Source organism: Marinobacterium sp. xm-g-48, assembly GCF_013282925.1.
In the GTDB taxonomy this organism is placed as follows: Bacteria; Pseudomonadota; Gammaproteobacteria; order Pseudomonadales; family Balneatricaceae; genus Marinobacterium_E.
Window position 1 is genome coordinate 59,416 of record NZ_WBYQ01000005.1, and the last position, 20,259, is coordinate 79,674.

Genomic DNA, 20,259 nt, shown 5'->3' on the forward strand with positions numbered 1-20,259 from the left:
TTATGGCTAAACAACTTTGGCAACCGACTCAGTCCCAGATTGAACATACTCAGGTGTGGCAATTTATGCAGACCGTTAATCGCAAATACTCATTAACTCTGCAGGAATATTCTCAACTTCACGAATGGTCAGTTGAGAACTCTGAGCAGTTTTGGTCTGACATTTGGGACTCGGCTGATGTGTTAGGCGATAAAGGGCGTGAGCCTTATCTGGTAGATAGGCAAAAAATGCCTGGAGCGCGTTGGTTTCCCGGCGCAAAGCTAAACTTTGCAGAAAATCTGCTTAAGTTTCGTGATAATCGCACTGCGATTTTATTTCGCAATGAGCAGGGTGGGCGACAGAGCCTAAGCTACTCTGATTTGTATACTAGTGTTGCTCAATGTGCATCCGCTCTGCGTAATCTTGGTGTTGGGAAGGGCGATGTAGTTGCTGGTTTCTTACCAAATCTGCCGCAGACCTGCGTTGCTATGCTGGCTGCAACAAGTCTAGGTGCAACCTGGACATCCTGCTCTCCGGATTTTGGTTTTCAGGGGGTTCTCGATCGATTTGGTCAGGTTGCTCCTAAAGTTCTTTTCACCGTTAGTGCCTATCTCTATAACGGCAAACGTATCGAAACGTGGGAAAAGAGCGCACAGCTTGTAGATGCTTTACCGTCTGTAGAGCAGTTGGTAGTGATTCCCTACATTGACGAGTACGTTGAACTCTCTGTGATTAGCAAGGCGTTGCACTGGGAAGACTTTGTTGATAAGACAGCTTCCGACATCAGGTTTGAGCGAATGGCCTTTGATGATCCGCTTTATATTATGTATTCATCAGGCACTACTGGCCAGCCAAAATGCATAGTGCATGGCATCGGTGGGACACTTTTGCAGCATCTTAAGGAGCATCAGTTACACACTGATCTGAGGCGCGAGGATACCCTCTTTTACTACACAACTTGTGGCTGGATGATGTGGAACTGGTTAGTGAGTGGTCTTGCTACAGGCGCCACACTAATGTTGTTCGATGGCTCTCCCTTCGCTCCTGGACCTCGCGTGTTGTGGGATATAGCGGAACAGGAGTCTGTGACTATCTTTGGTACGAGCGCTAAATATTTGGCAGCGCTGGAAAAGACTGGCTTTAAGCCGCGTGAGTCTCATAATCTATCGCAACTACGAACGATACTATCGACGGGTTCTCCTCTTAGCAATGAGAGCTTCGAATATGTATACCGTGACATTAAAGAAGATCTTTTACTCGCCTCTATCTCTGGAGGTACAGACATTATTTCCTGCTTCGCACTCGGCTGTCCAATTTTGCCTGTATACGCTGGCGAGTTGCAGTGTCGCGGTTTGGGTATGGCTGTGGCAATACTCGACGATGGAGGCGAAACAGTAGTTGAACAGAAGGGAGAGCTGGTTTGCTGCGACCCCTTTCCATCAATGCCAATCGGTTTTTGGGATGACCCCGGCCAAGTGAAGTATCGTTCTGCCTATTTTGATCGATTTGAGAATATCTGGGCTCATGGTGACTACGGCGAAATTACGAAGCAGGGCGGTTTAATAATTCATGGGCGATCTGATGCAGTATTGAATCCTGGCGGTGTGCGTATAGGAACAGCTGAGATCTATCGTCAAGTTGAGCAGTTAGGAGAGGTGCTCGAGAGTGTCTGTATTGGGCAGCCGTACAGAGATGATACGAGGGTCGTTCTATTTGTCGTGCTTCGTGAAGATTTTCGACTGGATGATGAGCTCAAACTGAAGATTCGACAGCAGATTCTAAAAAATACAACGCCGCGTCATGTGCCTGCTGTAATTATTCAGGTTTCCGAAATCCCTCGCACAATTAGCGGTAAGATAGTCGAACTGGCCGTGCGCAAAACTGTCTTAGGCGAAAAGGTTAATAATGTGGAAGCGCTAGCGAATCCGCGCGCTCTAGAGCTATTCAAGAATTTAGCAGAGTTGCAGGAGTAATAGGGTGGAGAAACAGGTCACTACCGATCAGGGGCTGGTTAGCATAAAGATCTGGGGGGCAGAGCTATATCCCGAAATTGCGCCCCTGGTACTTATGCATGATTCCCTTGGTTCGGTTAACTTGTGGCGTGAATTTCCAGAACAGCTTCTCGAACGACTCCAACGACCTATTATCGCATATGACCGTCTCGGATTTGGAAACTCCGACTCCAGAGCAGTATTACCTAACCTCGACTTTATAGCTGAAGAAGCTAAGCACTACTTTCCACAAATTAAAACTGCTTTAGGGTTTAAAGAGTATCTAGTTTTGGGCCACTCAGTGGGAGGTGCGATGGCTGTGGAAATTGGTGCTTCGGACCCTGATTGTTTGGCGGTAATTACGATTGCAGCACAGGCTTTTGTGGAGAAGCAGACGCTTAAATCTATCAGCGAAGCAAAGTTACTCTTTACGCAGGATGGTCAGCTCGAAAAGCTTGAACGTTGGCATGGTGCGAATGCTCGGTGGGTACTTAGTGCCTGGACCGATGTGTGGCTAAATCCTGACTTCGCTGAATGGCGTCTAACCGATGCGCTTAATGAGCTAAAATCTCCAGTGCTCGCTATTCATGGTGAATTGGACGAGTATGGCTCGCAGGCATTTCCCCAATATATTCATGATCAGAGTGCAGGCCCCTCTGACCAGGTGATAATTCCCGATTGTGCTCACGTTCCGCATAGAACAAATGCAGAGCAGGTGCTTGAGAGTATCGAACAGTTTCTGAAAACTAATCTAGTCACAGACCAACAATAAGAGGAATGATGTGATGACAGTTTTAATACGTGAAGACAAAAGTGGTGTGGTGAAGCTAACCCTTAATCGCCCTGATCACTTCAATACTCTATCTGAAGCATTGCTTGAAGCGCTGCAGCACGAACTCGATGATATTGCACAGGATGAAAGTGTGCGCTGTGTGGTGATAGCAGGTAGCGGTCGCGGTTTTTGTGCTGGGCATGACCTGAAAGAGATGCGCGCTCATCCTCAGCAGAGTTATTACCAGGACCTCTTCGGGCGTTGTGGTAAAGTAATGCAAAGCATTGTGGCGCTTCCTGTGCCTGTAATAGCGAAGGTTCATGGAATTGCGACTGCCGCAGGATGTCAGTTGGCTGCTAGCTGTGACTTGGTAATTGCGGCAAGTTCTGCCCGCTTCGCAGTATCGGGTATCAAGCTAGGGCTCTTCTGTTCGACTCCTGCGGTAGCGTTGTCTCGATCTATCGCACCAAAGCGAGCTTTCGATATGCTCGTGACCGGTGATTTTATCAATGCTGATACAGCGTATGACTGGGGTCTAGTCAGTCAGGTCGTAGAAGAGGAAGAGCTTGATCAAGCTGTGGCCGACAAGGTTGCTAAAATTACCGAAAAGAGCCCTGATGCAATCCGCTTTGGCAAAGCAATGTTCTATCCGCAACGTCAGATGGCTCTATCAGATGCCTACGCATTTGCTGGCGATGTTATGGCTGAGAATATGATGTGCCAATCTGCCATCGATGGTATTGATGGTTTTTTGCATAAATCTTAAAGGATCTATTATGGGGCAGACCTGTTACCAGACCTAAATTCTCTAGGAGTTTGGCCGGTCCACTTCTTAAAAGATCGGGTAAATGCAGCAGTTTCAGAAAAACCAAGCTGTTGCGATATCCGCTGAATTGAAAGAGAGGATTGGTTTAGTAGATGTAGAGCACTGTCTCGTCTGAGCTCGTCTTTAATATCTTGAAATCCAGTACCCTCATCATCAAGTTTTCTTCGTAGCGTTCTAACAGTCATATTGAGTTGATGGGCGACACTTTCCATATCTATCTCGACAAACTCCATGTGACCCATGATATCTCTGACGCGACGGGTGAATACCGGTAGATACTCTTGTCGCGTGAACCATTGCAGCGGTGCACTTCTCAAATGATCTCGAAGGGTGTCGAGATTTTGGATAATTGGCGCTTTTAACGCCTCTACCTCAAAGATGAGTCGGTTAGCGGATGCTTCATATGAGACTGGGCAGGGGAAGATAAGCCGATACTCATCTGCGTGTGGTGGTTTGGGGCCTGTCATTTGCGCTTCAAATAGTTGGATCCTGCGGCCAATGAGCCAGCTTGGAAAGCGGTGCCACAACAGAAGTAGGAAGTCTCTTAGAAGGTAATCTGGATCCAATTCAGGTTTAGATAGCGACATCTCTAACGTCACTTTTTCTCCGTCGATAGATAGATTAAGCGAGAGGGATTCGTTCACTAAGCGGTAAAAGCGGCATAGGTGCTTGTAAACCTCTAACAGGTTTTCTGCACGCACGGCCTCTCTCGCGAAAAGACTAAACGTTCCGTACCGGGCTGGACGTTCGGCACAGGCCATGAACTCATCGTCACCCCGCTCCCATGAGAGTCGAGCTAGCGAGCCAAATTGCGCGGGCGTTAACCTAAACTTCTGGTTACCGAGAAGTCGCCCGTCCAGATTTGCGTCTTTAAGCAGTGAGCCAATATCAACACCCATTCGAGCTGCAGATTTAAGTGTTCCCAATGCAAAATGACTGGAGATGCTGTTGTTATCAAAATTCTGCATTGATCTGACCGAAAATCTATCTATTGGCTTCTACTTAGGTATTAGTGTCACAATATAGCGCAATTTCATGTCCGAAAATATCAATAAATAGTCTCGCCTTGTCATTTAGTCCTTGCTTTAATTGCTAGATAATTCCAAACATGCAAAAAAGCTTAAGGTTGGTTACATGATTCAGCAGGTTGGTGTCGTTGGTGCAGGTCAGATGGGGCAAGGTATCGCCCAGGTTTTGGCGTGCGCAGGCATCCAGGTTGTTTTGGTAGATATCTCCGCAGATCAGTTGGAGCTAGCGCTCGGTCGAACTGAAACGAGTGTTGCTAAGTTGAAAGAGCGCAACAAGCTGGCTGCGGGATGCAATCCACTCCCTTTCATTACCACATCTGTATCAATGGATGCGCTAGCTAATTGTGACCTGGTGGTTGAGGCTGCTACTGAAGATGAGATGACCAAGCGTAAGATTTTTCAAGCGCTCAATGGTGTATGTAAACCTTCAGCTATTCTGGCGAGTAATACCTCCTCAATTTCAATCGGTCGATTGGCAGCTTTAGTAGAAAATCCAGATCGTATGTTGGGTGTGCACTTCATGAATCCGGTGCCTTTGATGGCCCTGATTGAAGTGATAGTGACTAAGCACACCTCAGAAAATACTCGATCGGCTGTGCTCGAGCTCGCTGAGAAATTAGGTAAAACAGCGGTTGTTGTTAAAGACCGTCCAGCTTTTGTGCTTAATCGAATTTTACTTCCGACCATTAATGAAGCGATTCGTGTTGTCGAAGAGGGTACTGCAACACCAGAACAGGTCGATCAAATCATGACACTTGGGGCAGGCTTCCCAATGGGGCCGCTAGCTCTCGCTGATATGATTGGTCTAGATACCTGCTTAAGTATTTTGGATTTGATGTTTGTTGAGCTGAAAGATGCTCGTTATCTACCTGCACCTCTTTTGCGTGAAAAAGTGGTTGAGGGAGAGTTAGGTAAGAAAAGCGGAAAAGGTTTTTATACCTACTAAAATTAGGGAATTAACGCTGTTTAAGCTGCTCAAAGCGGTTTAAGCTGTGACGATAAACAGAATAAACGAGTGGTAAAACTCGCAAAAAATAAATGAGGGATAATCAGATGCACAACTCACCCTTTGAGACCAACCTTGATCAATGCTCTGCAAACTATGCAGCATTAACACCTATCAGCTTCCTTGAGCGTTCTGCGTTCATCTACCCTGATCGAACTGCAACAGTGAATGGCGCTGTTCGTCGTACTTGGTTAGAGACTCTCACACGTTGTAAGCAGTTAGCGAGCGCCCTCAATAAAGCGGGTGTTAAAAAGGGTGAGGCCGTATCAATCATTGCATCTAACCTTCCAGAGCATTTTGAATCGCACTTCGGTGTGCCGATGGCTGGAGCTGTTCTTAACTCGATTAACACGCGTCTGGATGCGGCAGCTGTTGCGTTTATCCTTCAGCACGCTGAAGCAAAGGTATTCCTAGTCGATAAAGAGTTTGGTGAATTGGCTACGGCTGCACTAGGCATGCTAGACAACAAACCGCTTGTGATTGGTATTGATGATGCTAGCTATGATGGCGGTGTGATGATCGGTGAGATGGACTACGAAGCGTTTATCGCTGGTGGTGATCCGGAATACGATTTCCCGCGCGTTACTGATGAGTGGAATGCGATCTCATTAAACTACACTTCAGGTACTACAGGTGATCCGAAAGGGGTTGTTTACCACCACCGTGGTGCTTACCTGAATGCTGCAAGCAATGCGTTATCTTGGGGTATGGAAATTCACGCATCGTACCTTTGGACTCTACCAATGTTCCACTGTAACGGCTGGTGTTTCCCTTGGACCATTGCCGCACAAGCGGGCGTCAGTGTGAGCTTGCGTCATGTCCGTGCCGATAAGATTTTTGAACTAATCAAAGAAGAAGAGGTTGGCTACTTCTGTGGTGCGCCAATCGTTCTTAATATGCTGAACTCATCTCCTGCTGAGATGAAAGCGGGCATCAACCACAAAGTTAAAGTAATGACCGCGGGTGCTGCTCCTCCAGCTCCAGTTATCGCTGGTATGGAAGCAATTGGTTTTGAGGTAACTCATGTCTACGGTCTAACTGAGACCTATGGTCCATGTGCTGTTTGTGCATGGAAAGATGAGTGGAATGAAAAATCACCTGCAGAAAAATCTGTGCTTAAAGCTCGCCAAGGTGTGCGTTCGCCAATGATGGAAGGCATGGTGGTTATGGATCCAGAGACCATGGAACTTGTGCCTAAAGATGGTGAGACCATGGGTGAGATCTTCATGCGAGGTAACCTTGTCATGAAGGGCTATCTGAAGAACCCATCAACTACTGAGAAGTCATTCAAAGGCGGCTGGTTCGCATCGGGTGATTTGGCGGTATGGCATGCAGATGGCTACGTGCAGATTAAAGACCGTTCGAAAGATGTCATCATCTCGGGTGGTGAGAACATCTCTAGTATCGAAGTTGAAGGTGTTCTTTATTCTCACCCTCACATTCAAGAGGCTGCAGTTGTAGCGAAGAATGATGAGAAGTGGGGCGAAACACCGTGTGCATTCGTCACTCTAAAAGAGGGTGCGCCAGAGGTAAGTGAAGCGGATGTGATCGAGTTCTGTCGTGAGCACCTAGCACGTTTCAAAGTACCTAAGAATGTTGTTTTCGGTCCGCTACCAAAAACGTCGACTGGTAAGATTCAGAAGTTTGTACTGCGCGATCAAGCAAACGCGCTGTAACACAGTTTAGTAGACTGGTCTTAGTGGCCAGGATTTAAGGAGTTAACATGAAAGCATTAGTCGCAGTAAAACGCGTTATTGACTACAACGTTAAGGTTCGCGTTAAAGCGGATAACAGCGATGTAGATTTGGCAAACACTAAGATGTCGATCAACCCATTCTGTGAGATTGCAGTTGAAGAAGCTGTACGTCTTAAAGAGGCGGGTGTCGTGTCTGAGATCGTTGTGGTTTCAATTGGTGACAAGTCTTGTCAGGAGCAGATGCGTTACGCAATGGCACTAGGTGCAGATCGAGGTGTGCAGGTCGAAGCGGAAGGCAAACTAAACTCTCTTGATGTTGCTCGCATTCTTGCGAAAGTGAACGAGTCTGAAAATGCTGGCATCTTTATTCTTGGTAAACAAGCGATCGACTCTGATAATAACCAGACTGGTCAGATGCTTGCGGCTCTTCTAGATGTGCCACAGGCAACTTTCGCATCTGAAGTAAAAATTGCAGACGGTAAAGCTCAGGTAACTCGTGAAGTGGATGGCGGTCTTGTGACTGTTGAGATGGATCTTCCAGCAGTTATCACTACTGACCTTCGTTTGAACGAACCACGTTTCGCAGCACTGCCAAAAATCATGCAGGCTAAACGTAAGCCACTGGATGTTAAGACTCTAGCTGACCTTGGCGTTGAGCTAACAAACAGCGTAGAGCTTATCTCTGTTGAGACTCCAGCAGAGCGTAGCGGCGGTATCAAAGTGGATTCAGTAGATGCACTGATCGACAAGCTACGTAACGAAGCACAGGTTATTTAAGGGAGAGTTGATGATGAAAACGTTGATTATTGCTGAACACGACAGTCAGTCACTTAAAGGTGCAACTCTTTCCGCAGTGACTGCTGCAACTAAACTAGGCGCGCCAGTTGATGTGCTAGTGGTAGGTTCTTCTGTAGCTGCGGCTGCAGCGCAGGCAGCTTCAGTTGCGGGTGTTGATCGTGTCCTAACAGTTGAAGATTCTGCTCTTGAACACTCACTTGCTGAGTTTGTTGCACCAATCGCTAAGCAGCTTGCAGGTGATTACACGCACGTTATTTTAGGTGCGAGCACTTTCGGTAAAGATTTGGCACCACGTGTTGCTGCACTTTGCGGTGTGAATCAGCTATCTGAAGTTATCGAAGTGATCGATGCAGATACGTTCAAGCGTCCAATCTACGCTGGTAACGCTATCGCGACTATGAAGAGCAGCGACGCGCTTAAAGTGATGACTGTTCGTGGTACTGCATTTGCTGCTGCTGGTAATGGCGGTTCAGCTGCTGTTGAAGCGGCATCAGTGACTGTCCCAGCTGCGAAAGTACGTTTCGTAGGTGCAGAGGTGAGCGAATCAGATCGTCCAGAACTTGAATCTGCAGATATCGTTGTTTCAGGTGGTCGTGGTGTAGGTTCTAAAGAGGACTTCGCTAAGGTATTCGAACTTGCAGATAAGCTTGGTGCTGCAGTGGGCGCATCACGTGCTGCGGTCGACAGCGGCTTTGTGCCAAACGATATGCAGGTTGGCCAGACAGGTAAGATGGTAGCGCCTAAGCTATACATTGCTGTAGGTATCTCAGGCGCTATCCAGCACCTTGCAGGTATGAAAGAGTCAGGCACTATCGTTGCTATTAACAAAGATGAAGAAGCGCCAATCTTCGGCATTGCAGACTACGGTCTAGTGGGTGATCTACACGAGATCCTTCCAGAGCTAGTATCGAAAATCTAAATCAAACAAGGGCAGCCTAGCTGCCCTCTGTTTTTAAGAGCTTTCCAACGCTTTCCAAATCGGGAATCTATTCTATGAGTATCTATAACGCGCCTGCACAGGACACCGCTTTTGTATTGGATCAATTGGTTGAATTCGATCAACTTTGCCAGGCGATGGGCCTGGATGAAGTTAATCTTGAACTGGCCAATGTCGTCGTTGAAGAGGCGGGTAAGCTCGCATCTGAAGTACTGGCTCCGCTCAATGCAGTGGGTGACCAAAATGGCGCACGCCTTGACGGTGATAAGGTTATAGAGACCTCAGGTTTCTCGGATGCTTACCAGCAGTACATGGAGAACGGTTGGGCAACCTTAACCGCGCCGGAAGCTTTTGGTGGGCAGGCCCTTCCGAATGTAGTGGGTACCGCCGTGAACGAGCTTTGGCACTCGGCCAATATGGCGTTTGCACTCTGCCCGATGTTGACTCAGGGTTCGATTGAAGCACTGATCGCTCACGGCAGTGATGAGCTAAAAGATCAGTACCTATCGCGCTTAGTCAGCGGTGAGTGGACCGGCACCATGAATCTGACTGAACCTAACGCGGGTTCAGATTTAGCAGCCGTTTCAACCAAAGCGGTACCGAATGGCGATCACTACCTGATCTCAGGCCAGAAGATCTACATCACTTGGGGCGATCATCAGATGACCCCGAACATTGTGCATTTAGTCTTGGCGCGACTTCCAGATGCACCGGCCGGTGTAAAAGGGATTTCGCTGTTTATCGTGCCTAAGTTCTTGCTGGATGAGAACGGAGAGCCTGCAGAGCTAAACGATGCAAAATGCATCTCTCTAGAGCACAAATTGGGCATTCATGGTTCGCCAACCTGTACGATGAGTTTTGGCGATAATGGCGGTGCAGTAGGCTACCTGGTCGGTGAAGAGAACAAAGGCTTGGCTTACATGTTCACCATGATGAACCATGCACGTCAGTCGGTGGGTCTGCAGGGTTTGTCGATCTCTGAACGTGCTTATCAGCAAGCGGTTGCCTACGCGAAAGAGCGCACACAGGGCAGTCGTAAAGATGGTTCGAAAATCCCTATTATTGAGCATCCCGATGTGCGTCGCATGTTGATGGCGATGCGCTCGGGCTGTGAATCGATGCGTGCATTGGCCCTAGTTGCTGCTGCTGAGATTGATCGTTCGCACATCGAGGGTGATCAAACGGCGGCTAAAGCGCGTGTTGAACTGTTAACGCCGATCGTGAAGGGCTGGATGACAGAGATGGCCAATGAACTGACCTCTCTGAATATTCAGGTTCATGGTGGCATGGGCTTTATCGAAGAGGCTGGCGCGGCTCAGCACTACCGTGACGCCCGTATCTTAGCCATTTATGAAGGTACTAACGGCATTCAGGCACTGGATCTGATTGGTCGTAAAACCTTGAGCGATAACGGTGCAGCGTTAGCGGATCTGCTTGATGAAATGGCGGCTATTGAAGCCGATCTTCGAGCGTGCGGACTTGATAAGATGGCCAATCGTTTTGTGGCATCCGTGGCCCGCGCACGAGAGATTCGAGAGTTTATTCTTGATCGTGCTGCTGCCGATCGCAGCTTAATGGGTGCGGTCGCATTCGATTTCTTAATGCAGATGGGCTACCTCACCGGCGCCTACCTAATGGCAAAAGAGGCCATTCGAGCTAAAGCCTTAAGCGGAGCAGGTTCTGCTTACTCGGATGAGTTTTTGGCCGCTAAAGTTGCCACCGTGCGCTTTTATGCAGAGCACTACTTGCCACGAGCAGAAGCTCATGCACAAACGATTATGACGGGCCTTGATGCCGCATTTGTGCTGAGTGACGAACAGTTTTAATTTACATTTCAGTGATTGAGTCGTTTTAGGAGAGATCAATGGATTATGAAGTAATGGACTTTGATGTCCTAATTGTAGGTGCAGGCCCTGCGGGACTTGCAGCTGCTTGTAAGATCAAACAACTCAATGCTGATCTGATGGTCTGTGTTGTTGAGAAAGCGGCTGAGGTGGGTGGTCATATCCTGTCAGGCGCGGTGGTCGATCCTAAAGCGTTAACTGAACTCTTCCCAGATTGGAAAGAGCAGGGCGCACCCCTGGTCACTGAAGCGAAAACAGACGAAATCGTCCTTCTGAAAAACGAGATAAAATCGATTACAGTGCCTAACTTTGTGGCACCTAAAACGATGCACAACCACGGCTGTTACATCGCCTCTGTTGGCAATCTGTCACGTTGGTTGTCAGAACAGGCTGAAGCCTTGGGTGTTGAGGTGTTTCCTGGCTTCCCTGCGGCTGAAGTTCTTTATAACGAAGACGGCAGTGTCAAAGGTGTTCTCACCGGTGCGATGGGCATTGGCGAAAACGGTGAAGAGAAAGATAGCTACGTGCCGAGCATGGCGCTGCAGGCTAAGTTCACACTCTTTGCCGAAGGCTGTCGCGGTCATTTAGGTAAAGAGCTGATCAGTCAGTTCAACTTGGATGAGGGCAAAGATCCTCAGCACTACGGTCTTGGTATTAAAGAGCTATGGGATATCGATCCTGCGCAACATAAAGAGGGCTTGGTGATTCATGGCTCTGGTTGGCCATTGAGTGACGGTACAAGTGGTGGCTTCTTCCTTTACCATGCTGAGAATAATCAGGTCGTTGTGGGCCTAATCGTCGATTTGAACTACTCAAACCCTTGGGTCAGTCCTTTTGATGAATTCCAACGTATGAAGCACCACCCGAAAATCGCGCAGTACTTAGAGGGCGGTACTCGTGTCTCTTACGGTGCACGTGCCATTGCTAAGGGTGGTTACAACTGTCTTCCAGAGATGACCTTCCCTGGTGGTCTATTGATCGGTTGTGATGCCGGTACCTTGAACTTCTCGCGCATCAAAGGTGTTCACACGGCAATGAAGTCGGGCATGTTGGCGGCCGAAGCGGTAGTCTCTGCTATTGCTGAAGAGTCAAACACGGCAACCACATTTAATGATCTCTACAAAAACTCTTGGTTGTACCAAGAGTTGTACAGCTCACGTAACTTTGGCCCAGCTCTACATAAGTTTGGTCCAATTCTTGGTGGCGCTTTCAATACGCTGGATCAGAACATCTTTGGTGGTCGTATCCCAGTGACACTGCACGATACTCACGTCGACCATGAGATGCTGCGTCCAGCAAGCGAGTGTACGAAGATCGATTACCCTAAACCAGACGGAAAGCTATCATTCGATAAGCTTTCGTCAGTGTTTATTTCGAACACCGTGCATGAGGAGGATCAGCCTTGTCACCTACAGCTGAAGGATAGCCGTGTTCCTATCACCGTTAACTTTGCTCAGTATGCAGAGCCAGCACAGCGTTACTGCCCAGCCGGTGTATATGAAGTGCTTGAAGATGAAGCCGAACCACGCCTTCAGATTAACGCAGCCAACTGCCTGCACTGTAAGACCTGTGACATCAAAGACCCCACCCAGAATATTCGTTGGGTGGCACCAGAGGGTGGCGGCGGCCCTAACTACCCGAACATGTAAATCAGGCATTGGTTTAGCGGCCTGGTGAATTACTAATTAAAGAGAGCTTTTTAGCTCTCTTTTTCGTTTCTTAAAGAGACCGCTTTATGTTGCCAGCTTTAGGGTTGAAAGGTGAATAGGAAAGATCTATCAGCACCATAGAAAATTAAAATTAAGCCAATTTTGAGATCCTGGCGTATTTTTAAGTGAGACAAGAAATTTTCTTGTCCAAGCTCTGTTTAGTTAGCTAACAAAAATAGGAGAGAACATCATGGATCTCAAAGGTACTAAAACAGAAGAGAATCTAAAGGCAGCATTCGCTGGCGAATCAAAAGCAAACCGTCGTTACCTATATTTTGCCAACATGGCAGACATCGAGGGTGCTCCAGAAGTAGCCAACGTATTCCGTAATACGGCTGAAGGTGAAACTGGTCACGCGCACGGCCACATGGAATACCTAATCGATGGTGGTTCAGGTGACCCTGAAACTGGTCTAGCTGCAGGTAATGTGGCGGAAGCACTGGAATCTGCGATTGCAGGTGAAACTCACGAGTACACTGACATGTACCCAGGCATGGCGAAAGCAGCTCGTGAAGAGGGCTTTGACGAGATTGCTGATTGGTTCGAGACGCTTGCAAAAGCAGAACGCAGTCACGCTAATAAGTTCCAGAAAACACTGGAAGCTTACAAAGCGGAAGCGTAATCAGCCCACGATAGGTCGGGCAACCTGTTCGACCTATCGATCTTTGCCTGGAGAGTGTTATGAGTACAAAAAAAGAGGGCAATCTAGAAGCCCCAACACGCCATCCTCTGGATTGGAAAAATCCAACTTTTTACGACAAAGATGACCTTCACCAAGAGATGGAGCGCGTCTTTGATATCTGTCACGGTTGCCGTCGTTGCCTGAGTTTATGTGACGCCTTCCCAACGCTGTTTGATCTGATTGATGAAAGCGAAACTATGGAAGTCGATGGTGTTGCTAAAGAGGACTACAAGAAGGTTGTTGATCAGTGCTACCTCTGTGACATGTGTTACATGGCGAAGTGCCCTTACGTACCTCCACACCCGTTTGATTTAGATTTTCCGCATCTTATGCTGCGCGCTAAAGCGGTCGAGACCAAAGAGAAGGGTCTCCCCATGCGCGACAAGATTTTATCCAGCACTGACACCACCGGTAAGCTAGCCGGTATCCCCATTGTCAGTGAGACGATTAATACGGTTAACCATTGGAAGCCGACGCGCAAAGCACTCTCTGCAACCTTAGGCGTTGACGAAGAGGCATGGTTACCGCCATTTGCAAGTAAGAAGTTACGCAGCAAAGCCAAGCCGAATGAGATTTTTGACGTTGTAGCGGGTGAACGCACACCCGGCAAAGTGGCACTGTTTGCGACCTGCTACATCAATTACAACGAGCCGGGTATTGGTGAAGATTTTATTGCAGTACTAGAGCACAACGACATACCTTGGACCTTTGCTCAGAAAGAGGTCTGCTGTGGCATGCCGAAGCTAGAGCAGGGCGATCTTGAAGGGGTGGACTCACTAAAACGTATCAACATCCCGCAACTGGCTAAGTTAGCCAAAGAGGGTTATGCGCTGACGTCGGCTGTGCCAAGTTGTACCTTGATGTTTAAACAAGAGCTGCCACTAATGTACCCGGATGACGAAGAGGTTAAGTTGGTACAGGAAGCATTTTGGGATCCGTTTGAATACCTGATCGCACGTCAAAAAGATGGTCTATTGAAAGCGGAGTTTGAACAAGGACTAGGTAAAGTCTCTTACCATGTTCCCTGTCACGGTCGCGTGCAAAACGTCGGTAAGAAAACCGAAGAGATGTTGAAGCAGATTCCTGATACCGAACTAAAAACAGTAGAGCGATGCAGTGGTCACGCGGGCACTTACGGTGTTAAGAAAGAGTTTCATGAAAAAGCGATGAAGATAGGTAAGCCGGTATTCCGTCAGATGGCTGATTTTGATCCGGATTACATTTCGAGTGACTGCCCATTGGGAGGAGCTCACATCGCACAAGGTATCGATAAAAATCACGATAAGCAGCCAGAAAAGTCACACCCAATATCACTATTGCGCAAGGCTTATGGCATTTAAGGAGTAGAGTATGACCCAATTAGTACGCGACTCGTTAATGTCGCTGGAAACCTACCACAAAGAACGTCCTGAATTTCGTAAAAAGGCACTGGAGCACCGCCGTCGAAGAACGGTCTTTATTGGTCCCAACGTCACGCTTCAGTTTGAAGACGAGTTGACCATCCGCTACCAGATCCAAGAGATGCTTCGCATCGAGAAAACCTTCGATGAAGAGGGTATTCAAGATGAGTTGGATGCCTACAACCCACTGATTCCAGATGGGACCAACCTGAAGTGTACACAGCTCATTGAATTTGCCGATCCAGATGAGCGCAAAGTGGCACTGGGTAAGTTGGTCGGGCTTGAACACAAAACCTATGTTCAGGTATTCGGCCATGAAAAGGTGTTTGCAATAGCCGATGAAGATCTAGAGCGCAGTACTGAAGAGAAGACCAGTGCCGTCCACTTCATGCGTTTTGAATTGACCGATGAGATGATCGCGACACTCAAAGCGGGTGCGGCTCTTGCTGTCGGTGTGGACCACCCCAACTATCAGCACCATGTTGATGAAGTGGACCCAGAAACTCAGGTTACTTTAACCGCTGATCTTAAATAGTTCTGATCCCTGAAGAGAGGGTGCAGTCGGCCACCCTCTCACTCTTTCATTTTGCAATGCACCATTCCTTGCTAGACTGCGTAGATATCGGTCTAGATTTTTAGACCATCCGTCACAATCGAGGTTAATGATGCGCTCCCTTCTTTTTGTTCTAGTGTTTGGCATAGCTAATAGTGTTCAGGCAGCACCTGTGGTGTCGACTCAGTCTTTTGCTGACTTAGTCTATTACCCAACATTCTCAGCACCTGCAGAAGTGATCAGTGCCAATGATGCTGCGCTGAGTGCAGAGCTCTCTGCACGTATTGTGAAGATCAATGTTGAGGTGGGTGATCGAGTGAAGCAGGGCGACGCTCTGGTGAATTTAGATTGCCGTACCTACGAGAGTCAGTTGGCGACGCAAAAAGCGGTTTTGAGTGAGTTGCGCTCACAACGCCCACTTTTGAGTGATCAATACGAACGTGCCAAGACCTTGAACAAACGAGGCAATCTAGGTGACGATGCTCTGCAACAGCGTGAAACGGCGCTTACCTCATTGGATGCCCGCATCGATGTGCAAAACCGTCAGATTGAACTGGCTGGTATTGCGACTGAAAATTGTTCGCTGGTTGCTCCATTCGATGGAGTCATTGCAGCACGAATGGCTCAGCTAGGTGCCTTAGCCGCTCCCGGTATGCCTCTGCTTCAGTTGGTTCAAACGGATGGGGCAGAACTAGAAGCCAAAGTCGCCCCTGGAAAAGGGGTTGCTGAGAGCAAGGTGTGGTTTGAAAGCAACGGCCAATCTTTCGCGGTTGAGTTAAGAGCTAAATTGCCCATTATTGATCGTCGCGAACGCACGCAGACCTACCGTTTTATTTTTACTGAAGCGACGCCCGAGATTGGTGCAACGGGTCGTTTAACCTGGACCGCCAATCAACCGCACGTCTCCTCTGAACTGTTGGTTCGTCGTAAAGTCGATGGCGAATGGAAGCTTGGTCTGTTGCTTGAAGAGCAGGGTGTCGCACAATTTGTCGTCGTCGACGGTGCCATAGAGGGTCAGCCTGCGGCGGTTGATCTTCCCAAGGGGTCACAGGTCATTACCGAGGGTCGATTGCTCGCAGTCGAGGGCGAAGCGGTAGAGGTGCGCTGATATGTGGCAACGCTTCATTACTAACCATGTGCTAGCTAACCTGACCTTCTTGCTAGTACTGGCGGTCGGTCTGTTGAGTTATCAAGGACTACCCCGCCAACAAGATCCAACCATCAACTTCAACTGGATCATCGTCACCACACCGCTGCCGGGTGCTACAGCGCTTGATGTTGAGAGTAAGGTGACGGATCCGCTTGAAGATGCGTTACGTTCACTGGCCGATGTAAAGTTTGTCTCGAGTAATTCACGTGAAGGGATCTCTAGTATCCTAGTGCGCTTTGAGGACATCGATGATCGTACCTTCGATAAACGCTTAGCCGATCTGCGTCGTGAAATACAAAACACTGAATCTGAACTGCCGGATGCTGCGTTAGATTCACTGATTCTGGAGATCACCAGCTCCAATGCCTTCCCTGCCGCAACGGTGGCGGTGACCAGCTTGGCGGATGACGAGAACCTGCGTCTGCAAGCGACTCGTATCGACAAAGATCTGTCCCAGCTTAAAGGCGTTTCTCGCATCGACCCTGTGGCACTGCCTGACCCAGAACTGCAGGTCAATCTGGATGTCTCTGAACTGGAAGCCCTAGGCATTACCCCACAACAGGTTGCCAACACCGTTACTGCCTTCTTCCAAGATGAGGCGGCTGGTAACTTGGTACAAGGCGATCGTAACTGGTTGGTGCGTGTTGTCGGTACGGCCGCTGACCCAAGCTATCTGGCCAATCGACCGGTATTGGGGGCATCGGGAGAAGTGCCACTGTCACGTGTCGCCAGTGTCGAGCGCGCTCGTGAAGATTCTAGTTTCTTAGTACGTGTCGATGATAAACCGGCTGTGCTGTTGGCGGTAATGAAGAAAGAGGGTGCCAACACCCTGGAATTGGTTGAGCGTGTTCAGACCTACATGGATGAGCGAAATGCTCTATCGGTTGAGACCGGTGTCGAGATGGTCTTGATCGATGATCAGACCATTGCGACGCGCAAGTCGATTCAAATCATGGAGAACAATGCCCTGATCGGTCTGATCCTGGTGTTGGTTGTGGCTTGGCTCTTCTTAGGTACACGCATCGCACTGCTCACAGCGATCGGCATCCCCTTTATTTTGGCAGCCACTTTCTGGGTACTGGCGGGACTGGGCGAAACGTTGAACGTCACCGTGCTGTTGGGTGTGGTGATTGTGTTGGGTATGTTGGTTGATGACGCCGTCGTTGTGGTCGAATCGATCTACTATCGGCTACAGCGCGGATTTTCGGGGATTGCCGCCGTTCAGGGTTCGTTGAAAGAGGTAGCGGCTCCCGTCACAGCGGCGGTACTGACCACCATCGCCGCTTTTTTACCGCTGATGCTACTGCCCGGTATTTTGGGCAAGTTCATGAAGGTTATTCCTATGGTGGTGTCGATCGCCCTAGCGATCAGTCTGATTGAAGCCTTTTGGATGCTGCCTGCCCACATTTTGGCGGCTAAGGTTGGGTTTGATAAACCGAGTCGAATTCAGCGTCTGCGTGAAACCATGACCCACCGCGTGCAGATCACCTATGTTCGTCTGTTGATCAAAGCGCTGCGCCGTCCGGTTCTCTCACTGATTGTCGCCGTATTGCCACTGATAGGCGCGGTCGGTGCCCTAGGCAACGGCTACATTAAGATGGATTTCTTTGCGGCCGATCCTGTCCGCCTATTCTATGTGAACGTTGAAATGCCGGCAGCGACGCCTGTCGCGAAAACGATGGAGGTGGTCTCACGTGTGGAAGAGCGTGTCCGTCAAAATGTGCGTGACGGGGAAGTGCGCGCCATCGCAAGCTATGCCGGTCAGATGTTTACCGAGACAGAGCCGCGTATTGGCGAGCAGTACGGCCAGATTCTTGTCGGTCTAAACCCTAAAACACCTGAACTGCGCACAGTTGAAGAGATGACCGATGCGGTGCGTGAAGATTTGGGTGACATTGCCGGTCCGATTCGCATCTCATTCTTGCGCCTATCGGGTGGTCCGCCTGCCTCTAAACCGATCTCGGTCAAGGTACGTGGTGATGATTACCAAGAGATTCGCGACGCTACCAACATTCTGATTGAAATTCTGAACAGTCACGAAGATTTCGTGGATGTTGAAGACGATGCGGCTCGTGGTCGTTATGAGTTGAGTCTGGAGTTAGACAGTGATGCGATCAATCGTACAGGTTTGAACCCTGCGGATGTTCGTCGCACCCTGCGCCTATTGGTCGACGGTGAAGTTGTCGCGAGTATGCGAGATGCCGGTGAACGCCTGGATGTTCGTGTTCGTGCTAATCCTGAGTCGCTACCCTCTCTTGAGCGTCTGCTTAGCTACCGTATTCCTGTTCCCGCGGGCGGTGCTATTCCTCTGTCGGAGTTGGTAATAGAGGAGCGTAAACAGTCGTTGGGTAACATTCGTCACTACAACTTCCGTCGTGCAATCACCTTAGAGGCTGACCTTCGCTCTGGCGGTATGGATACCGTACAAGCCAACGCCTTCTTGCTAGAGCGCTGGAAGGAGTACGAAGCGCAATATCCTGCCATCGATCTCGACTTCTCGGGTGAGTTGGATGATATTCAAGAGAGTATGGATTCGATTGCGATTCTCTTCTTGGTCGGCGTCGGCTTGATGTATCTAATATTGGGCACGCAGTTCCGCAGTTACTGGCAGCCATTAATGATCTTGGCGACAGTGCCACTGGCGTTTACCGGTGTTGTATTGGGCTTGATCGTGACGCAAAACCCGCTCAGTCTCTACACTATGTACGGTGTCGTGGCCTTAGCCGGTATTGCCGTGAATGCCGCGATCGTACTGATATCGGCCGCCAATGACCGAATTGGCAATGGCATGAGCCTGATGCATGCGACGCTTTATGCTTCGCGTCGACGGGTCATTCCGGTATTGATTACTACCCTGACCACCATGGCGGGTCTATTTTCGCTTGCAGCGGGTCTGGGTGGTAAGTCACTGATCTGGGGCCCAGTCGCCACCTCGATCGTATGGGGCTTGGGCTTCTCGTCTGTGCTAACGCTGTTTGTGATTCCGCTTCTTTATCGTCTGTCGATGCGAAGAGCGGTTAAGCGAATTTCTGAAAGCTGAAGTAGTTTTAACGCTAGCTCCAAGGTATGAAACCTGCCTTAGGAGCTAGCACTCGGTGCGAAGCGAAAATTACTCGCCCATCAGAGATCAAAATTCGTTGGAATGATGACCATGTCACGCACAGTCATATGACGTGGCCTAGTCAACATAAACAGCAACGCCTCTGCGATCTCTTCTGGCTCGATTAGGCTGCCATTGGCACGAGCCTCTTTTAATTTACCTTCCGGCCAGTCCGAGAGTAATCCCGTTGCCACAGGCCCAGGTGATACCGATCCAATACGAATGCCGTGCTTAAACATCTGACGTCGAGTCGTCTGAACAAAACAGTCGATCGCCCATTTTGATGAGGCATAAATAGGTTCCCATGGCGTCGGGTAGTGGGCTGCTAGCGAGCTGGTCACCAAAATGTCACCGGTCTCTCGCTCAATCATATGCGCTAACACAGCTTGTACGTTTTTCATCACCACATTGATATTTAAATTCAGCATTCGATCAATCTGGTCAGCGTCAGACTCCATGAGATCTCCGCCGACATAGAGCCCAGCGTTGGCGTGAAAGATATCCAGATGCCCAGTCATCTCCAGAATGCGTGGCACCATCTCTTTGCACTGTTCCGGATCGAGCAGGTCAATGACCAGTGGTAGAGCCTTATCCCCAAGACGACTGCAGATATCAGACAGCGCAGACTCGTTTCGATCGATAAAGATAACTGTGGCACCTTCATCCAGCATCGCTTTGGCACTGGCGAAACCAATGCCTGACGCAGAGCCTGTAACCGCGGCAATTTTGCCTTTTAATTGTTCGCTCATATCAATCTCTTATTTTGCATCGGCTATCAGGATAGCCGC

16 protein-coding genes are annotated in these 20,259 nt (G+C 48.9%); 14 read left to right on the forward strand and 2 right to left on the reverse strand.

Annotated elements, in window-relative coordinates; all coding sequences use genetic code 11:
• The first annotated feature begins 2 nt into the window (after window positions 1-2).
• Genes XMG48_RS08865 through XMG48_RS08875 form a run of 3 tightly spaced genes read left to right on the forward strand, consistent with a single transcriptional unit; the run spans window position 3 to window position 3,508 of the window.
• Entirely contained in the window at window positions 3-1,952 is a 1,950-nt protein-coding gene (locus tag XMG48_RS08865; protein ID WP_173481711.1) for an acetoacetate--CoA ligase, read from the forward strand.
• A gap of 4 nt (window positions 1,953-1,956) precedes the next feature.
• The gene (locus XMG48_RS08870) at window positions 1,957-2,742 is read left to right on the forward strand and encodes an alpha/beta fold hydrolase (RefSeq protein ID WP_217363843.1); all 786 of its coding nucleotides are present in this window, start codon (window positions 1,957-1,959) and stop codon (window positions 2,740-2,742) included.
• 10 nt (window positions 2,743-2,752) lie between these two features.
• A complete protein-coding gene (locus XMG48_RS08875) occupies window positions 2,753-3,508 on the forward strand; it encodes an enoyl-CoA hydratase (RefSeq protein ID WP_371731463.1) in 756 nt (251 codons plus the stop codon).
• An 8-nt stretch (window positions 3,509-3,516) separates the two neighbouring features.
• Here XMG48_RS08875 and XMG48_RS08880 read toward each other — a convergent pair whose 3' ends face one another.
• Window positions 3,517-4,536 (reverse strand): AraC family transcriptional regulator, encoded by a 1,020-nt coding sequence (locus XMG48_RS08880; RefSeq protein ID WP_173481713.1) that lies wholly within the window; start codon window positions 4,534-4,536, stop codon window positions 3,517-3,519.
• A gap of 166 nt (window positions 4,537-4,702) precedes the next feature.
• Between XMG48_RS08880 and XMG48_RS08885 the strand changes: the two genes are divergently transcribed.
• The 11 genes from XMG48_RS08885 to XMG48_RS08935 all read left to right on the forward strand — a co-directional run bounded on the left by XMG48_RS08885 (window position 4,703) and on the right by XMG48_RS08935 (window position 19,411).
• Window positions 4,703-5,542: a 3-hydroxyacyl-CoA dehydrogenase family protein gene (locus tag XMG48_RS08885; RefSeq protein ID WP_173481714.1), complete on the forward strand. Its 840-nt coding sequence runs from the start codon at window positions 4,703-4,705 to the stop codon at window positions 5,540-5,542.
• A gap of 107 nt (window positions 5,543-5,649) precedes the next feature.
• On the forward strand, window positions 5,650-7,278 hold the full coding sequence (locus XMG48_RS08890; RefSeq protein ID WP_217362097.1) for an acyl-CoA synthetase: 1,629 nt from the start codon (window positions 5,650-5,652) through the stop codon (window positions 7,276-7,278).
• Between the two features lie 47 nt (window positions 7,279-7,325).
• Window positions 7,326-8,075, forward strand: coding sequence for an electron transfer flavoprotein subunit beta/FixA family protein (locus XMG48_RS08895; protein ID WP_173481716.1), 750 nt, complete (start codon window positions 7,326-7,328; stop codon window positions 8,073-8,075).
• A gap of 13 nt (window positions 8,076-8,088) precedes the next feature.
• The gene (locus XMG48_RS08900) at window positions 8,089-9,015 is read left to right on the forward strand and encodes an electron transfer flavoprotein subunit alpha/FixB family protein (protein ID WP_173481717.1); all 927 of its coding nucleotides are present in this window, start codon (window positions 8,089-8,091) and stop codon (window positions 9,013-9,015) included.
• Window positions 9,016-9,089: 74 nt separating this feature from the next.
• Window positions 9,090-10,859 (forward strand): acyl-CoA dehydrogenase, encoded by a 1,770-nt coding sequence (locus XMG48_RS08905; protein WP_173481718.1) that lies wholly within the window; start codon window positions 9,090-9,092, stop codon window positions 10,857-10,859.
• A 38-nt stretch (window positions 10,860-10,897) separates the two neighbouring features.
• Entirely contained in the window at window positions 10,898-12,526 is a 1,629-nt protein-coding gene (locus tag XMG48_RS08910) for an electron transfer flavoprotein-ubiquinone oxidoreductase (RefSeq protein ID WP_173481719.1), read from the forward strand.
• A gap of 250 nt (window positions 12,527-12,776) precedes the next feature.
• Window positions 12,777-13,208 carry a rubrerythrin family protein gene (locus tag XMG48_RS08915; protein WP_173481720.1) on the forward strand — a complete coding sequence of 144 codons (432 nt, stop codon included), beginning with the start codon at window positions 12,777-12,779 and terminating at the stop codon, window positions 13,206-13,208.
• 59 nt (window positions 13,209-13,267) lie between these two features.
• Window positions 13,268-14,608: a heterodisulfide reductase-related iron-sulfur binding cluster gene (locus XMG48_RS08920; protein ID WP_173481721.1), complete on the forward strand. Its 1,341-nt coding sequence runs from the start codon at window positions 13,268-13,270 to the stop codon at window positions 14,606-14,608.
• 10 nt (window positions 14,609-14,618) lie between these two features.
• The gene (locus XMG48_RS08925) at window positions 14,619-15,203 is read left to right on the forward strand and encodes a DUF3501 family protein (RefSeq protein ID WP_173481722.1); all 585 of its coding nucleotides are present in this window, start codon (window positions 14,619-14,621) and stop codon (window positions 15,201-15,203) included.
• 127 nt (window positions 15,204-15,330) lie between these two features.
• Window positions 15,331-16,329: an efflux RND transporter periplasmic adaptor subunit gene (locus tag XMG48_RS08930; RefSeq protein WP_173481723.1), complete on the forward strand. Its 999-nt coding sequence runs from the start codon at window positions 15,331-15,333 to the stop codon at window positions 16,327-16,329.
• Window position 16,330: 1 nt separating this feature from the next.
• Window positions 16,331-19,411: an efflux RND transporter permease subunit gene (locus XMG48_RS08935; RefSeq protein ID WP_173481724.1), complete on the forward strand. Its 3,081-nt coding sequence runs from the start codon at window positions 16,331-16,333 to the stop codon at window positions 19,409-19,411.
• 80 nt (window positions 19,412-19,491) lie between these two features.
• On the opposite strand, the gene XMG48_RS08940 is transcribed toward XMG48_RS08935, so the two are convergent.
• Window positions 19,492-20,220: an SDR family oxidoreductase gene (locus XMG48_RS08940; protein WP_173481725.1), complete on the reverse strand. Its 729-nt coding sequence runs from the start codon at window positions 20,218-20,220 to the stop codon at window positions 19,492-19,494.
• Between the last annotated feature and the right edge of the window lie 39 nt (window positions 20,221-20,259).

Bases quoted from the DNA above. Each gene is read 5' to 3' on its own strand.
- XMG48_RS08865 (WP_173481711.1), top strand. From the start codon at position 3: ATGGCTAAACAACTTTGGCAACCGACTCAGTCCCAGATTGAACATACT.
- XMG48_RS08880 (WP_173481713.1), bottom strand. From the start codon at position 4,536: ATGCAGAATTTTGATAACAACAGCATCTCCAGTCATTTTGCATTGGGA.
- XMG48_RS08885 (WP_173481714.1), top strand. From the start codon at position 4,703: ATGATTCAGCAGGTTGGTGTCGTTGGTGCAGGTCAGATGGGGCAAGGT.
- XMG48_RS08890 (WP_217362097.1), top strand. From the start codon at position 5,650: ATGCACAACTCACCCTTTGAGACCAACCTTGATCAATGCTCTGCAAAC.
- XMG48_RS08895 (WP_173481716.1), top strand. From the start codon at position 7,326: ATGAAAGCATTAGTCGCAGTAAAACGCGTTATTGACTACAACGTTAAG.
- XMG48_RS08900 (WP_173481717.1), top strand. From the start codon at position 8,089: ATGAAAACGTTGATTATTGCTGAACACGACAGTCAGTCACTTAAAGGT.
- XMG48_RS08905 (WP_173481718.1), top strand. From the start codon at position 9,090: ATGAGTATCTATAACGCGCCTGCACAGGACACCGCTTTTGTATTGGAT.
- XMG48_RS08910 (WP_173481719.1), top strand. From the start codon at position 10,898: ATGGATTATGAAGTAATGGACTTTGATGTCCTAATTGTAGGTGCAGGC.
- XMG48_RS08915 (WP_173481720.1), top strand. From the start codon at position 12,777: ATGGATCTCAAAGGTACTAAAACAGAAGAGAATCTAAAGGCAGCATTC.
- XMG48_RS08920 (WP_173481721.1), top strand. From the start codon at position 13,268: ATGAGTACAAAAAAAGAGGGCAATCTAGAAGCCCCAACACGCCATCCT.
- XMG48_RS08925 (WP_173481722.1), top strand. From the start codon at position 14,619: ATGACCCAATTAGTACGCGACTCGTTAATGTCGCTGGAAACCTACCAC.
- XMG48_RS08930 (WP_173481723.1), top strand. From the start codon at position 15,331: ATGATGCGCTCCCTTCTTTTTGTTCTAGTGTTTGGCATAGCTAATAGT.
- XMG48_RS08935 (WP_173481724.1), top strand. From the start codon at position 16,331: ATGTGGCAACGCTTCATTACTAACCATGTGCTAGCTAACCTGACCTTC.
- XMG48_RS08940 (WP_173481725.1), bottom strand. From the start codon at position 20,220: ATGAGCGAACAATTAAAAGGCAAAATTGCCGCGGTTACAGGCTCTGCG.